Origin of the sequence: Knoellia sp. LjRoot47 (assembly GCF_964253435.1) — a bacterium.
Taxonomy (GTDB): domain Bacteria; phylum Actinomycetota; class Actinomycetes; order Actinomycetales; family Dermatophilaceae; genus Knoellia.
Map to the genome: position 1 here is coordinate 65,703 of NZ_CAXUQS020000002.1, position 14,379 is coordinate 80,081.

Sequence of the window (14,379 nt, forward strand, 5' to 3'; positions counted from 1 at the left end):
CCGGCTCAGTCGACCACTGCAGGGGGAAGGTCGTCGTCGAAGTCGACCCGGTGCGGCAGGGCTGCGTGACCCGCGAGACGGAACACGCGCACCACCGCCTTGCGACGCACACGCCGCACCTCGCGGACAGCGTCGTTGTGGAAGCGGCGGGCCAGCTGCACCCTCAGGGCGGTCGACTCGACCCTGGCCAGACCCAGTGCCCCCGGGCTCTCGGCGTCGCTGCGCAGCGCCTCGACGGTCTCGGCCGTGAGCACCGCCCGGAGCGCCTCGGTGAGGTTGGTCTCGGTGTCCTCGCGCCCCGCGAAGGTCTGGCCGTCGAGCGGGTCCTGGCTCAGCGGCTGGTGGGTGTGGCGTTCGAGCGCCTCGCTCGCGGCGTCGGCGAGGAGCAGCGACGTGGCCGGGTCGACGGCGCCGCTCGTGGCGAGCTCGAGGCTGGCCTCGGCGCGCCGCACGAGCTGGGCGTCGAGCGCCGACACGGCGCCCTCGACCTTGGCGTGCAACCGGTCGAGCCGGGCCGCGGAGTACGAGAGGTACCAGGCGGCCCCGAGCAGCACCAGCGCGACCATCGTCGCGACCTGCAGGACGTCGATCTCGGTCATCAGGCCTCACCTCTCGCCGGCCAGCGCAGGCGGCCGAAGAGTCCGCTGCGGGTCAAGGACTCCGTCGGGGAGTTGTCGGCACCCTCGATGACGGTCTCGTAGACGGCCATGACCCGTTGGGCCACGACGTTCCAGTCGAAGGAGCGCGCCCGGCGCAGCCCGAGGTCGCGCAGCCTACGGCGTTCCTCCGGGTCGCGCACGAGCTCGATGACGGCGTCGGCGAGGGCGTCACCGTCGCCCACCGGGAAGGTCCGTCCGGCGGGCCCCTCACCGAGCACCGCGACGAACGCCTCCAAGTCGCTGGCGAGCACGGGCGACCCGGCGGCCATCGCCTCGACGAGGACGATGCCGAAGCTTTCACCGCCGGTGTGCGGGGCGACGTAGAGGTCCGCCGAGCGCAGCAGGGCGACCTTGTCGTCCTCGGAGACCGCCCCGAGGAACTCCGTGGCCGCTCGCACCCGCGGGTCGAGCGTGGCGGCGATCTCGTCCACCTCGCCGGGCCCGGCGACCACGAGCCGCGCGCCGGGGAGGGCGTCGAGGATGCGGGGCATCGCGGAGACGGCGACGGCCAGGCCCTTGCGCGGCTCGTCGATCCGTCCGAGGAAGGCGAGCGTGGGACGGTCCACGGTGCCGGACCACCGCGTCGTCGCGCCGTCGGGCGTGAAGCGGCTCGTGTCGACACCGTTGGGGATGATGTAGGCGTCACCTCCCAGGTGGCGGCGCACCGTCTGCCGCGCCTCCTCCGACACCGCGATGCGCGCCCGGATCTTCTCGGTCGACGGCCGCAGCAACGGGTTGGCCGCGTGCATCGCGCGCGACCGCAGGTTGGCGGTGTGGAACGTCGCGACGACGGGCTCGGCCGACGCCCACAGCGCCATGAGCGAGGCGCTCGGCGTGATCGGCTCGTGCAGGTGCAGCACGTCGAAGTCACCGTCCTCGAGCCACCGGCTCACGCGCGACGACGTCACCGGGCCGAAGGTCAACCGGGCCACGGACCCGTTGTAGCGCACCGGGACCGCGCGTCCGCACGACGTGACGTATGCCGGCAGCTCGGCTTCCGGGTCGTCGACCGGTGCGAGGACGCGCACCTCGTGACCCTCGGCGAGGAAGAACTCGGCGAGGTCGCGGACGTGGAACTGCACGCCCCCGGGCACGTCGAAGGCGTAGGGGCAGACGAGGCCGATCCTCATCTCGCGCCTGCCCGGGCGAGGCGCTCGAGATCGAGGTCCTTGGTGAACACGGGCTGGAGCATGTGCCAGTCGGCGGTGGAGGTGCGCACGGTCTCGCCGAGGGCGTCGGCGCACGACTGCGTCATGGCGGCGACCTTCTCGCGGGTGGTGCCCGACTCCGGCACGGGCACCGCGTCGTGGAAGGTGATGACGATGCCCCAGCCACCGTCACGGCGCTCGTGGCGGATCGAGACGGGGTGGAGCGGGCGCCGTCCCGCGAGGGCGAGGGCGGCCGGACCTGCCGCCATCCGCGCCGGCTCGCCGCAGAACTCGACCTCGACCCCGTCGCGCGAGAGGTCGCGGTCGGAGAGCAGCGGGATGAGCCCACGCTCTCGGGCGGCCTCGCGCAGCAGCGGGAAGGGTGCCGGTCCCCCGGTGAGCGGATGGATCGTCATGCCGAGCCCGGTGCGGAACGCGAGGAACTCCTCGAAGACCTCCTCGGGCTCGAGGCGCTCGGCGACCGTCGTCACCGGCCCGAGGTGCACCGCACCCCAGGCACCGGCCAGGTCCCAGTTGCCGAGGTGGCCGAGGAAGCAGACCACCGAGCCGCCGGCACCGAGCACCTCACGGATGGGCCCGTCGCCCTCGACCCGGACCCGGGCCGCGAGCTCGGCGGGCGTGAGCACCGGCAGCCGGAACGCCTCGCAGTAGTAGCGCATGTAGGCCCGCATCCCCTGACGCACCAGCGCGTCGAGCTCGGCGTCACCGAGCTCGGGTCGCACCGTCGCGTAGTTGGCGCGCATCCGCGAGCCCCCTCCGCGGGCGACGGTGAGGTCGGCGATCCGGTCGAAGAGGGCGTATGCCGTGCGCTCCGGCATACGACGGATGAGGGACCAGCCGACCCGGAAGCCGGCCACGGTCACGACGTCGGTGGCTCGGGAGACCACTGCTCCGGGGAAGCGGCTCACGCGACGTGGAGGGCCTGCCGGCGGACCTCGAGCATCCGCTGCACGACGGTGATGAAGCTCGCGAGGGCGAGCAGCGCGAGGACGACGGTGAGGAAGATCTCGGGCACGAACCAGCCGACGAACCCCGTGATGACGAGGACGGCGACGAGGCGCTCGGCGCGCTCGGCGATGCCGACGTTGGCCGTCATCCCCAGGCCCTCGGCGCGCGCCTTGGCGTAGGACACGACCATGCCCAGGATGAGGCAGGCGAGGGCGAGGGCGGCCATCACCCCGGGCCGCACCTGGAGCCAGCCGTCGGACCGGAGGTGCTGACCCCCGGCGTAGAAGAGGACGAGGCCGCCGAAGATGGACGCGTCGGCCACCCGGTCGAGCGTCGAGTCGAGGAAGGCGCCCCACGTGCTCGACCGGCCCGATCGGCGGGCCATGATGCCGTCGACGGTGTCGGAGAAGACAAAGGCCGTGATGACGAGGGTCCCGATGAGGAACTCCCCCTGCGGGTAGAAGACCAACGCACCGAGGCTGACGCCGAGCGTTCCCACGATCGTCACGACGTCAGGGCTCACCCCGAGCCGCAGCAGGAGCGAGGCGAGCGGGGTGAAGAGCTGTGTGAAGAAGGGGCGCGCGTACTTGTTGAGCATGGTGGCGCCAGCCTAGTGGGCGGCGCTCACTCCCCCGGCCAGGCCGCGGCGAGTCGGGCCCGCGCGTCCTCGAGCAGGACGGGCAGCGCCTTGGTCTGGCCGACGACGGGCAGGAAGTTCATGTCGCCGCCCCAGCGCGGGACGATGTGCTGGTGCAGGTGCGCGGCGACGCCGGCGCCCGCGACGTCCCCCTGGTTCATGCCGATGTTGAAGCCCTGGGGTCCCGAGGACTGCTGCAGCGACCGGATCGCCGACTTGGTGAGGGCGGTGAACTCGGTGGTCTCCTCGTCGGTGAGGTCGACGTAGAGGGACACGTGCCGGTAGGGGCAGACGAGGACGTGACCGGGGTTGTAGGGGAAGAGGTTCATGACGACGTAGCAGTGCTCGCCGCGATGGACGATGAGCCCGTCCTCGTCGTCGCGCTCGGGGGCGGAGCAGAACGGGCACCCGTCGCCGGCGTCCCGGGAGGGCCGCTCCCCCGTGATGTAGGCCATGCGGTGCGGGGTCCAGAGCCGGTCGAAGCCGTCCGGGACCCCGACGAGCTCGTGCTCGGCCTCGGTCGGGATGCCGTCTCCGGGGCTCTGGTCCGTCATGCGACCGATCCTAGACAGGACCGCTGGCGAGCCCGAGGAGGCCGTCACGTGGTGAGGGGGTGCGGCGCTCCGACCCCTGCACCGGAACGCCGAACCCCTTCACCACCTCAGACGTCGCTGAGGTGCCGGAGGTTGTCGTCCCGGAGCAACGTTCTCGAGGTCTGTGGACATCTGCCGCAGGAACGCCGTCGCGTTGTGGGTTTCCGCCAGCCGTCAGTCGTCAGCGGCCAGCCGCCGGGCCTGGCGGCGGACGCACCGTGAGCCGGGTCAGCGGTCGTCCGCGCGCCACTCCATGAGGGAGTCCGGCGGCTGCGTGAACCCCGCGCGGGCGTAGAGCGAGCGGGCTCGCGGCGCTGCGTTGAGCCGTATCCGGGACACGCCGTTCTCGGCACACCACTCCCTGAGCGCCTCGAGCAGACGGCCACCGAGACCGGCGCCACGCGCGTCGGCCGTCACGAAGAGCAGCGAGACGTAGAGCCAGCATCCGTCGGGTCGCCGCGAGCTCGGCAGCTTGGTGACGACCGACGCCGTCACCATCCCGAGAGGACGGCCGTCCGGGGCCTCCGCGAGGAACGTCACGCGTGCCCGGTCGGCCAGCCACGCGTCCGCGTGGCGGTCGAGGAACCCGGGCTCGACGACGGCCCCGCACTCACGGTCGTCCTGCAGCGTGAGCGCCGACACCGCGAACGCGTCACGGGGCTCGGCGAGGCGGATCGCGACGTCCTCCACTCGACCCACCTCGCCGACCCCGGTCAGACCTGGGCGCGGGACTCGACCGCGGCGAGCACCTCGGCGATGGCGTCGGCGACCGGCACACCGTTCTTCTGCGAGCCGTCGCGGTAGCGGAACGAGACGGCGCCCGCCGCCCGGTCCTCCTCGCCGGCGATGAGGATGAACGGCACCTTGGACTTGCTCGCGTTGCGGATCTTCTTGGGGAACCGGTCGTCGCTCTCGTCGAGCTCGATCCGGATGCCCTTGGCCTTCATCTGCTTCAGGACGTCCCAGAGGTAGTCGTTGTACTCGTCGGCGACGGGGATACCGAGCACCTGGACCGGGCTGAGCCACACGGGGAACGCACCGGCGTAGTGCTCGACGAGGACACCGATGAACCGCTCGATCGAGCCGAACTTCGCCGAGTGGATCATCACGGGCTGCTGGCGCGAGCCGTCGGACGCCTGGTACTCGAGGCCGAAGCGCTCGGGCTGGTTGAAGTCGTACTGGATCGTCGACATCTGCCAGGTGCGCCCGATGGCGTCACGTGCCTGGACCGAGATCTTCGGGCCGTAGAACGCGGCGCCACCGGGGTCCGGCACGAGGTCGACGCCGTACTTGCCGGCGGTCTCCTCGAGGACCCTGGTCGCGGTCTCCCACTGCTCCGCCGACCCGATGAACTTGTCGGCCTTGTCGCCGTCCTCGTCACGGGTGGACAGCTCGAAGTAGTAGTCGTCGAGGCCGAAGTCCTTGAGCAGCCCGGTGACGAAGTCGAGGAGGTGCTCGACCTCGGCCGGCGCCTGCTCCGGGGTGACGTAGGAGTGCGAGTCGTCCTGCGTCATCGCCCGCACGCGGGTCAGGCCGTGGACGACGCCGGACTTCTCGTAGCGGTAGACCGAGCCGAACTCGAAGAAGCGCAGCGGCAGCTCGCGGTAGGAGCGCCCGCGCGAGCGGAAGATGAGGTTGTGCATGGGGCAGTTCATCGCCTTGAGCCGGTACTCGGCGTGCTCGAGCTCCATCGGCGGGAACATCGTGTCGGCGTAGTAGGGCAGGTGTCCCGAGGTGTGGAACAGCCCGTCCTTGCTGATGTGCGGGGTGCCGACGTAGTCGAAGCCCTCCTCGATGTGGCGCCGGCGGACGTAGTCCTCCATCTCGCGCTTGATGACGCCACCCTTGGGGTGGAACACGGCCATGCCCGAGCCGATCTCGTCGGGGAACGAGTACAGGTCGAGCTCGGCCCCGAGCTTGCGGTGGTCGCGCTTCTCGGCCTCGGCGAGACGGTCGAGGTAGGCCTTGAGATCGTCCTTGGTCGGCCAGGCGGTGCCGTAGATGCGCTGCAGCTGCGGGTTCTTCTCGGACCCGCGCCAGTAGGCGGCGGCGCTGCGCATGACCTTGAACGCGTTGCCGAGGACCTTGGTGGTGGGCACGTGCGGCCCGCGGCACAGGTCGCCCCACGCGCGGGTGCCGTCACGGCGGACGTTGTCGTAGATGGTCAGCTGGGCGCCACCCACCTCGACGTCGGCGCCCTCGGCCTTGTCACCGGCGGAGCCGCCCTTGAGCCCGATGAGCTCGCACTTGTAGGGCTCGTCCTTGAGCTCGACGAGAGCGTCGTCGTCGCTGATCTCGCGCCGCACGAAGGTCTGGCCCTCGTTGACGATCTTCTGCATGACCTTCTCGAGGGCCTTGAGGTCGTCCGGGGTGAACGGCTCGGCCACGTCGAAGTCGTAGTAGAAGCCGTCGCGCACGGGCGGCCCGATGCCGAGCTTGGCGTCCGGGTTGACCTGCTGCACGGCCTGGGCGAGGACGTGGGCGGCGCTGTGCCGCAGCACATCCAGCCCGTCCTGCTCCTGCGCGGTCACCGGCTCGACGACGTCGCCGTCGGCGAGGACGTGCGCGAGGTCGCGCAGCTCGCCACCGACCCGGGCGACGAGCACGTCGCGCCGGCCCTCGAAGAGGTCGCCCGCCGTCGTCCCCGGGTCCACCGATCGCTCGTCTCCGGCGACGTGGACGCTGATCTGGGATGACACAGGCTTCTCCTGGGGTGGGAACTGCGGAAGGTATGCCGTGTGCGGACGTCCCGACACGGCATACCGATGCTATCCGTCGCAAAACGGCGGGCGCGACGCAGTTCCGGGCGCGCTCGATAGGCTCGGCAGCGCCGCACGACTCCCCCACTGCAGGAGGCACCCGTTGATCTTCATCACCGCCCGGTTCCGCGTCCGCCCCGAGCACGCCGACCAGTGGCCCGAGATCTCGCGCTCGTTCACGGAGGCCACCCGCGCCGAGCCGGGCTGCCTGTGGTTCGACTGGTCGCGCAGCCTCGACGACAGCACCGAGTACGTGCTCGTCGAGGCGTTCCGTGACGACGAGGCCGGGGCGGCGCACGTCGGGTCCGAGCACTTCCGCACCGCCCAGCAGGAGCTGCCTCCCCACCTCGCGGAGACGCCGCGCATCGTCAACGCCACCGTCGCGGGCACGGATTGGTCCGAGCTCGGCGAGATGGCCGTCGACAGCGACTGAACCGCCCGGCTCACGCGGGCGCGGCCGGACAAAACCGGGTGCGCACGGGGTTCCGCCAGCCCTACCGTCGGGGCATGGACCTCGTCATCGCCAGCCTCGAGGAGCGCCCGGACCTCGCTCCGCTGCTGCGGACGTTCGACGACCCGTGGCCGGAGTTCATGAAGTGGGACCCGGTGAGCGACCAGTACTACTCGCGCGCCGCCACGACGTTCGCGCCGTGGACTCTCGTCGCCTGGGACGCCGACGACCCCGGGCGGCTCGTCGCGAAGTCGCACTCGATCCCGTTCGCCATGGGCGAGGACCTCGGCCGGACGACACTCCCGGACGACGGCTGGGACGGTGTCATCACCTGGGCCTGGTACGACGAGGTCGCCGGCCGCGAGCCCACGCACGTGTCCGCGCTCGAGGTCGCGATCCGGCCCGACCTCCAAGGCACCGGACTGGCCTCGGTCATGCTGGAGGCCAAGCGCGAGAACGCTCGTCGCCGCGGCTTCCACGACCTCGTCGCACCCGTGAGGCCGAGCCGCAAGCACTTCGTCCCGCGCCTTCCGATGACCGACTACGTCCGCCGGCTGCGCGAGGACGGGCTGCCCGAGGACCCGTGGCTGCGGCTTCACGTCCGGATGGGTGCGGAGGTGGTGGGGGTCTGCCCCCGTGCCATGACGATCTCGGGGACGCTGGCCGAGTGGCGTCGCTGGACGGGGCTGCCCTTCGACGCCAGCGGCGACGTCGAGGTGCCGTTCGCGCTCAACCCGGTGCACGTCAGCGTCGAGCACGACCACGCGGTCTACGTCGAGCCGGGTGTCTGGGTGCACCACCACATCTGAGCACCTAGGTTGTCGGGCATGACAGCGCTGCCCTTCGGCTCCTGGCCCTCTCCCCTGTCCCCCGCCTCGCTCACCGCGGCCACCCGTCGCCTCGACGAGGTGCGCGTCGACGGCGACGACACCTACTGGGTCGAGTCCCGACCGTGGGAGGGCGGACGCGACGTGCTCGTCCGCCACGTGGGCGCGACCGACGAGGTCGTGGACGTCGTCGGTGAGGGTGTCAACGTGCGCTCCCGGGTCCACGAGTACGGCGGTGGAGCGTATGCCGTCCGCTCCGGGACCGTCGTCGTCGCGACGATGCCGGACCTGCGCGTGCACGTCGTCGAGGGCGACGGGGCGCTGCGGGCGATCACCCCGGAGGGTGGCTTCCGCTACGGCGGGCTCGTGCTCGGAGACGAGTTCGCCCTCGCCGTGCGCGAGGACCACTCCGGTGACGGCGAGCCCATCAACACGCTCGTCCGGCTCGAGCTCGACGGCGACAATGCCGACGGGGGCGTCGTGCTGTGGGAGGGCTCGGACTTCGTCTCGCGCCCCGCCCTGTCGGCCGACGGGTCCCGGGTCGCGGTCGTCACCTGGGAGCACCCCAACATGCCATGGGACACGACGACGCTGCGCGTGGCCGACGTCGGCTCCGCGTCCCGTGCGGTTGGAAAGGGTGGCGGGGGCGGCCTCGCCTGGGACGTCGTCGCCGGTGACGAGAACGTGTCCGTCGGTCAGCCGCAGTTCGCCGCGGACGGTGCGCTGTGGTTCGTCTCGGACGAGTCGGGTTGGTGGAACCTCAAGCGGCACACCGCTTCTGGCGTCGAGGCCGTGCACGAGGTCGCAGCCGATCTCATGACGCCCCAATGGGTGCTGGGCGTGAGCGACTTCGCCCTCCTCGACGACGGACGGGTGCTCGTCCACTGGTGGGCCGACGGCGTCGGCCACCTCGGCATCCTCGACCCCTCCTCCGGCGAGATCGCCGACATCGACGTCGAGGGCGTCCAGTTCGACCAGCTCCAGGCGGTCGGCGCCGAGGTGGCGTTCCGCGTCGGCACCCTGACGGACCTGCCCGTCGTCGCCCGCGGCCCGGTAGGTGGCCCCTTCGCCGTGGTCCGGAGCAGCCGCGACGAGGGTCTCGACCCGGCATACGCCAGCACCGCGCAGCGGTGGACCTGGCCCAACAGCGACGGTGACCCGGTGCACGGTGTCTTCTTCGAGCCCACCCACCCCGACGCCACCGGTCCCGAGGGTGAGCTGCCGCCGCTCCTCGTCTTCGTCCACGGCGGGCCGACGTCCGCCACCGAGGCCGGGCTGCAGCTCGCGCGCGCCTTCTGGACGACGCGCGGTTTCGCCGTGCTCGACGTCAACTACTCGGGCAGCACGGGGCACGGGCGGGCCTACCGCGACCGGCTGCTCGGTCGCTGGGGCGTCATCGACATCGACGACGTCGTCACGGGTGCCCGGTCGCTGGCGGAGTACGCCCGTGTCGACGGCGACCGGCTCGCGATCCGAGGCGGGAGCGCCGGTGGCTACACCGTGCTGCGCGCGCTCACGACGAGCGACGCCTTCGCGGCCGGCACGAGCTATTTCGGGGTCGCCGACCTCGAGGCGCTCGCCACCGACACGCACAAGTTCGAGTCGCGCTACCTCGACCGCATGGTCGGTCCCTACCCGGAGGCCAAGGACGTCTACGTCGAGCGCTCCCCCGTGCACCACGCCGACAAGGTGCAGGGCGCCGTGCTCCTGCTCCAGGGCGGCATCGACGAGGTCGTGCCCCAGGCGCAGGCCGAGGCGATGGCCGCGGGGATGCGCGCAGCCGGTGAGGAGGTCGAGCTCGTCATCTATCCCGACGAGGGCCACGGCTTCCGCGCCGCGTCGGCCATCGAGGACTCGGTGTCGCGCGAGCTCGCCTTCTACGGCCGCGTGTTCGGCTTCACCCCCGCCCTCGACTGATTGCCCCACCCCGAGGCATCCGAACGACTGATTGCCCTTGCGTGAGGGCTTCGCACCTCACGCAAGGGCAATCAGTTGGGGGTCGGGCCTCGTCAGGCGTGGGGCGTGTCGAGGGTGAGCACGAGGTGCTCGGTCTCGGGCTTGCGGGTCGACCGCAGGCCGGCGACGACCGGCGACTGGCTGCGGTCGACGACGAAGTCGACCGTGCCCGGCAGCAGCACCGGCTTCTTGAACCACACGTGCGAGGTGCTCGGTCCGTTGACCGACCGTCCGAGGGCGGCGAGCACCCGGGCCGAGGTCCACATGCCGTGGGCGATGGCCTTGGGGAAGCCCATCGCCTTCGCCGTGAGGGCGTGCATGTGGATCGGGTTGACGTCACCGGACACGGCGGCGTACTGCCTGCCGAGGTCGCCCGGGAGCGACCACTGCGCGGCGGCGACACCCGTCGGGATGGCCGGCGACTCGGCACCACGCTCGGCGTCCGGGTTGCTCTTGCCGCGCGCGAGGTAGGTCGAGCGACCGCTCCACACGGACTCGCCGGCGACGGTGACCTCGGTGACGAGGTCGACCTGCCGGCCCTTGGGGTGCTCGCGCAGGCCCTCGGCCGACACCGCCACGTCGAGGACGTCGTCGGCGGTGAGCGTGCGTCGCACCGTGATCGCGTTCTCGACGTGCACGAGCCCGACGAGCGGCAGCGGGAACGTCTTGCGCGCCATGAGCTCGGCCTGCAGCGGGAACCCGAGGATGTGCGGGTAGGTGTGCGGCAGGACGTCGTCGACGCCGAAGCCGCACAGCCGCTGGTAGTCCATGAGGTGCTGCCGGTCGACCGTGTGACCGGTGAGCACGAGCTCGCTGGCCGGCAGGGTCGAGCCGGACTTCTTGCCTGCGATCGCGGCCCGCACGAAGACCTTGGCTAGCGAGGGCGCGGTCTCGAACCGCTCCTGCTGCACCATCAGGCGCCCATGAGCATCTGACCGCAGACCCGCACGGTGTTGCCCGTGACAGCGCGGTTGGCGTCCCAGGCGAAGTAGCCGATGGTCTCGGCGACGTCGACGGGCAGGCCGCCCTGCGACAGCGAGTTCATGAGGCGACCGACCTCGCGCGTGGCGAGCGGGACCTTGGCGGTCATCTCGGTCTCGATGAAGCCCGGCGCGACCGCGTTGACGGTGACGCCCTTGTCGAGGACCCGCTTGTCGGCGGCGAGGGCCGACGTCATGCCGATGACCCCGGCCTTGGAGGCGGCGTAGTTGGTCTGCCCGCGGTTGCCCGCGATGCCCGCGATCGACGAGACGTTGACGATGTGGCCGCCCTCGTTGATCGCCGGGACGAGCGCCTCGTTCATCCGCAGGATCGACAGGAGGTTGACCTGGAGCACGGAGTCCCACCGGTCGGCCTCGGTGTTGGCGAGCAGCTTGTCGCGGGTGATCCCGGCGTTGTGCACGACGATGTCGAACCCGCCGTGACGCGCCGCGGCGTGCTCGACGATCTTGGCTCCGGCGTCCTCAGCCGTGACGTCGAGCTGGAGCGCGGTGCCACCGAGGCGGTTGGCCACCTCGGCGAGCGGGCCACCGGCCGCGGGGACGTCGACGGCGATGATCGTGGCGCCGTCGCGAGCCAGGGTCTCGGCGATGGCGGCACCGATGCCACGCGCGGCGCCGGTGACGACCGCGACCTTGCCGGCCAGCGGCTGGTCCCAGTCGGCCGGGGCGACGACGTCACCCACCGGCTCGCTCACGTGGAAGACCTGCGCCGAGACGTAGGCCGAACGACCAGAGAGCAGGAAGCGCACGGTGGCGTCGACACCGGCGTCGGCACCCTCGGCGACGAGGACGGTGTTGGCCGTGCCGCCGCCGCGCATCTCCTTGCCGATCGAGCGGACGATGCCCTCGACGGCGCGCCGGGCCGCAGCCTGGGCGACCGAGGTCGCGGACTCCGGCGGGCGCCCGATGACGATGACCCGACCGGTTGGGGCGAGCGTCTTGAGTGCCGGCGAGACGACCGCACGCAGGGTCTCGAGGTCGGCCGGCGTCTCGATCGCGGTGAGGTCGAGCACGACCCCGGCCACCGACGTCGACGGCTGCGAGGCGACCGTGACACCGGCGTCGGCGAGCAGGTGGCGAACCCGCTCGGCGACGGGGCCGTCGCCGTGGCCCGCGACGAGCACCTCGCCCGGGACGAGCGATCCGCCGAGCTTGTGACGACGCAGCCGGGTGGGTCGCGGCAGGCCCAGTGTGGTGGCGAGCTGCTTGCCGATGCCACCGCTGACGAACTGTCCGTAGTTGAACGCCATGGGTCAGGCTCCTTCGAGGATCGCGACGACGCCCTGGCCACCGGCGGCGCAGATCGAGATGAGGCCGCGGCTGCCCGGGCCCTTCTCGTGCAGCATCTTGGCGAGCGAGGCGACGATGCGGCCACCGGTGGCCGCGAACGGGTGGCCGGCGGCGAGCGAGCTGCCGTTGACGTTGAGCCTGCTGCGGTCGATCGAGCCCAGCGGCTTCTCGAGACCCAGACGGCCGCGGCAGAAGTCCTCGTCCTCCCACGCCTTCATCGTCGACAGCACGGTGGACGCGAAGGCCTCGTGGATCTCGTAGTAGTCGAAGTCCTGGAGCGAGAGGCCCTGGCGCGCGAGGAGGCGCGGCACGGCATACGCGGGAGCCATGAGCAGGCCCTCGTCGCCGTGGACGTAGTCGACTGCGGCGACCTCGCCGTCGACGAGCCACGCCTGGACGGGGAGGTTGTGCTCGGCGGCCCACTCCTCGCTGCCGAGGAGGACCGCGGACGCGCCGTCGGTGAGCGGCGTCGAGTTGCCGGCGGTCATCGTCGCGCCCTCGCCCTTGCCGAAGACCGGCTTGAGCTTCGCGAGCTTCTCGACACTGGAGTCCGGACGGAGGTTCTGGTCCTTGGCGAGGCCGAGGTAGGACGTCATGAGGTCGTCGAAGAAGCCGCGGTCGTAGGCCGCGGCGAGGTTCTGGTGGCTCGCGGCCGCCAGCTCGTCCTGCGCCTCGCGGGTGATGCCCCATTTCTTGGCGGTGATCGCCATGTGCTCGCCCATCGACAGTCCGGTGCGCGGCTCGGTGTTGGCCGGGGTCTCGATGCCGAGGTCGGTGGGACGGATGCGCAGGGCGCTCTTGGCCATGTCGACCGTGGTCTTGGAGCGGTTGATCCGCAGCAGCTTGCGACGCAGCTTCTCGGTCACCATGATCGGCGCGTCCGACGCGGTGTCGACGCCGCCGGCGATGCCGGACTCGATCTGGCCGAGCTTGATCTTGTTGGAGACGAGGAGCGCGTTCTCGAGACCGGTGCCGCACGCCTGCTGGACGTCGTATGCCGTCGTCTCCGGCGCGAGGCTCGACCCGAGGACCGCCTCGCGCGTCAGGTTGAAGTCGCGGCTGTGCTTGATGACGGCGCCACCGACGACCTCACCGAGACGCTCTCCGGCGAGACCGTGACGGGCGACGAGGCCCTCGAGCGCGGCCGTGAACATGTCCTGGTTCGACGCGTTCGCATAGGGCCCGAACTGCCGGGCGAAGGGGATGCGGTTACCGCCGAGGATCGCGGCGCGGCGGGGACTGGTTGGTGTCACCGGGGACTCCTGAAGGTCTGTCGGAGGGAGGACGACGTGGTCGCGTGGGACGCGCCACATATCCGGTACTGACGGTAGCAGGTATCGCCTTCCACCTGCTACGGTCCGATCTTGTGACCGGCACCACGAAGACGCAGCGCGACGAGGCGGTGGACGGACGGAGCAGTCGGTGGGAGAGCCACCGGGCCCGTCGTCGGACCGAGCTCGTCGAGGCGACCCTGCGCGCCATCCGCGCGCGCGGCGCCGGGGTCGGCATGGACGACATCGCCTCGAGCGCGGGCACGTCGAAGACCGTGTTCTACCGGCACTTCACCGACCGGGCCGGGCTCTACTCGGCCGTGGCGGAGCGGGTCAACCGGATCATCCTGCGCGACATCACGAAGGCCGTCGGTGACCTCAGTGCGTTCTCCGGCAGCGCCGCCCGGCGCTCCGCCGAGCCGCGAGCCCTGCTCGGAGCAGCCGTCGACGCCTACCTGTCCTTGGTCGAGACCGACCCCGAGGTCTACCGCTTCATCGTCAACGCTCCCCTGGTCCCGCCGTCCGAGCGCACCGAGACCATCGACCTCGCGTCGACGGTGAGCCGTGCCATGGGCGTCCAGATCGGGTCGCTCATCGCTGTCACCCTCGCGGGCGCCGGCCGCGGCACCGAGCCGGCCGAGACATGGGGTCACGCGGTCGTCGGCATGGTCCGCGCGGCCGGGGACGAATGGCTGCGGTCCGGGGCGGCTGCCTCGGGCACCTCGCGTGAGACGCTCAACGAACACCTCACCGAGCTCATCTGGGGCGGACTCTCGTCGGCCTGGCCGACCGAGGACGCCACACCCGACAAGGAGTGA

14 protein-coding genes are annotated in these 14,379 nt (G+C 71.4%); 4 read left to right on the forward strand and 10 right to left on the reverse strand.

The features are described from left to right. Positions 1 to 5: 5 nt before the first annotated feature. From ACSQ11_RS15035 to thrS, 7 genes are all read right to left on the reverse strand, one after another. Complete coding sequence (locus ACSQ11_RS15035) at positions 6 to 599, reverse strand: hypothetical protein (RefSeq protein ID WP_436006954.1); 594 nt, start codon at positions 597 to 599, stop codon at positions 6 to 8. Next, positions 599 to 1,789 carry a glycosyltransferase family 4 protein gene (locus tag ACSQ11_RS15040; RefSeq protein WP_436006956.1) on the reverse strand — a complete coding sequence of 397 codons (1,191 nt, stop codon included), beginning with the start codon at positions 1,787 to 1,789 and terminating at the stop codon, positions 599 to 601. The genes ACSQ11_RS15035 and ACSQ11_RS15040 overlap by 1 nt, the downstream gene beginning before the upstream one ends. Continuing rightward, a complete protein-coding gene (locus ACSQ11_RS15045) occupies positions 1,786 to 2,736 on the reverse strand; it encodes a phosphatidylinositol mannoside acyltransferase (RefSeq protein ID WP_436006958.1) in 951 nt (316 codons plus the stop codon). Before ACSQ11_RS15045 ends, ACSQ11_RS15040 begins: the two co-directional genes overlap by 4 nt. Next, positions 2,733 to 3,374 (reverse strand): phosphatidylinositol phosphate synthase, encoded by a 642-nt coding sequence (gene pgsA / locus ACSQ11_RS15050; protein WP_436006960.1) that lies wholly within the window; start codon positions 3,372 to 3,374, stop codon positions 2,733 to 2,735. The genes ACSQ11_RS15045 and pgsA overlap by 4 nt, the downstream gene beginning before the upstream one ends. 26 nt (positions 3,375 to 3,400) lie before the next feature. Then, the gene (locus ACSQ11_RS15055) at positions 3,401 to 3,967 is read right to left on the reverse strand and encodes an HIT family protein (protein ID WP_436006962.1); all 567 of its coding nucleotides are present in this window, start codon (positions 3,965 to 3,967) and stop codon (positions 3,401 to 3,403) included. A 267-nt stretch (positions 3,968 to 4,234) separates the two neighbouring features. Continuing rightward, the gene (locus ACSQ11_RS15060; protein WP_436006964.1) at positions 4,235 to 4,696 is read right to left on the reverse strand and encodes a GNAT family N-acetyltransferase; all 462 of its coding nucleotides are present in this window, start codon (positions 4,694 to 4,696) and stop codon (positions 4,235 to 4,237) included. 23 nt (positions 4,697 to 4,719) lie between these two features. Next, positions 4,720 to 6,705, reverse strand: a complete 1,986-nt coding sequence (gene thrS / locus ACSQ11_RS15065) for a threonine--tRNA ligase (protein WP_436006966.1) — start codon at positions 6,703 to 6,705, stop codon at positions 4,720 to 4,722. Between the two features lie 163 nt (positions 6,706 to 6,868). Here thrS and ACSQ11_RS15070 point away from each other — a divergent pair, with 163 nt between their 5' ends. The 3 genes from ACSQ11_RS15070 to ACSQ11_RS15080 all read left to right on the forward strand — a co-directional run bounded on the left by ACSQ11_RS15070 (position 6,869) and on the right by ACSQ11_RS15080 (position 9,960). Further along, positions 6,869 to 7,198, forward strand: coding sequence for a putative quinol monooxygenase (locus ACSQ11_RS15070; RefSeq protein WP_436006968.1), 330 nt, complete (start codon positions 6,869 to 6,871; stop codon positions 7,196 to 7,198). 74 nt (positions 7,199 to 7,272) lie between these two features. Continuing rightward, a complete protein-coding gene (locus ACSQ11_RS15075; protein ID WP_436006970.1) occupies positions 7,273 to 8,025 on the forward strand; it encodes an N-acetyltransferase in 753 nt (250 codons plus the stop codon). Positions 8,026 to 8,043: 18 nt separating this feature from the next. Beyond that, complete coding sequence (locus tag ACSQ11_RS15080) at positions 8,044 to 9,960, forward strand: alpha/beta hydrolase family protein (protein WP_436006972.1); 1,917 nt, start codon at positions 8,044 to 8,046, stop codon at positions 9,958 to 9,960. Positions 9,961 to 10,052: 92 nt separating this feature from the next. Here the strand turns inward: ACSQ11_RS15080 and ACSQ11_RS15085 are convergent, their stop codons facing one another. From ACSQ11_RS15085 to ACSQ11_RS15095, 3 genes are read right to left on the reverse strand one after another with little or no spacing between them, the layout of a single operon-like run. Beyond that, a complete protein-coding gene (locus ACSQ11_RS15085; protein ID WP_436006974.1) occupies positions 10,053 to 10,913 on the reverse strand; it encodes a MaoC/PaaZ C-terminal domain-containing protein in 861 nt (286 codons plus the stop codon). Beyond that, the gene (locus tag ACSQ11_RS15090; protein WP_436006976.1) at positions 10,913 to 12,250 is read right to left on the reverse strand and encodes a 3-oxoacyl-ACP reductase; all 1,338 of its coding nucleotides are present in this window, start codon (positions 12,248 to 12,250) and stop codon (positions 10,913 to 10,915) included. The genes ACSQ11_RS15085 and ACSQ11_RS15090 overlap by 1 nt, the downstream gene beginning before the upstream one ends. A 3-nt stretch (positions 12,251 to 12,253) precedes the next feature. Next, complete coding sequence (locus tag ACSQ11_RS15095; protein ID WP_436006978.1) at positions 12,254 to 13,603, reverse strand: acetyl-CoA C-acetyltransferase; 1,350 nt, start codon at positions 13,601 to 13,603, stop codon at positions 12,254 to 12,256. 53 nt (positions 13,604 to 13,656) lie between these two features. Here ACSQ11_RS15095 and ACSQ11_RS15100 point away from each other — a divergent pair, with 53 nt between their 5' ends. After that, positions 13,657 to 14,379, forward strand: coding sequence for a TetR family transcriptional regulator (locus ACSQ11_RS15100; protein ID WP_436006980.1), 723 nt, complete (start codon positions 13,657 to 13,659; stop codon positions 14,377 to 14,379).

Bases quoted from the DNA above. Each gene is read 5' to 3' on its own strand.
- ACSQ11_RS15035 (WP_436006954.1), bottom strand. From the start codon at position 599: ATGACCGAGATCGACGTCCTGCAGGTCGCGACGATGGTCGCGCTGGTG.
- ACSQ11_RS15040 (WP_436006956.1), bottom strand. From the start codon at position 1,789: ATGAGGATCGGCCTCGTCTGCCCCTACGCCTTCGACGTGCCCGGGGGC.
- pgsA (WP_436006960.1), bottom strand. From the start codon at position 3,374: ATGCTCAACAAGTACGCGCGCCCCTTCTTCACACAGCTCTTCACCCCG.
- ACSQ11_RS15055 (WP_436006962.1), bottom strand. From the start codon at position 3,967: ATGACGGACCAGAGCCCCGGAGACGGCATCCCGACCGAGGCCGAGCAC.
- ACSQ11_RS15075 (WP_436006970.1), top strand. From the start codon at position 7,273: ATGGACCTCGTCATCGCCAGCCTCGAGGAGCGCCCGGACCTCGCTCCG.
- ACSQ11_RS15080 (WP_436006972.1), top strand. From the start codon at position 8,044: ATGACAGCGCTGCCCTTCGGCTCCTGGCCCTCTCCCCTGTCCCCCGCC.
- ACSQ11_RS15085 (WP_436006974.1), bottom strand. From the start codon at position 10,913: ATGGTGCAGCAGGAGCGGTTCGAGACCGCGCCCTCGCTAGCCAAGGTC.
- ACSQ11_RS15090 (WP_436006976.1), bottom strand. From the start codon at position 12,250: ATGGCGTTCAACTACGGACAGTTCGTCAGCGGTGGCATCGGCAAGCAG.
- ACSQ11_RS15095 (WP_436006978.1), bottom strand. From the start codon at position 13,603: ATGTGGCGCGTCCCACGCGACCACGTCGTCCTCCCTCCGACAGACCTT.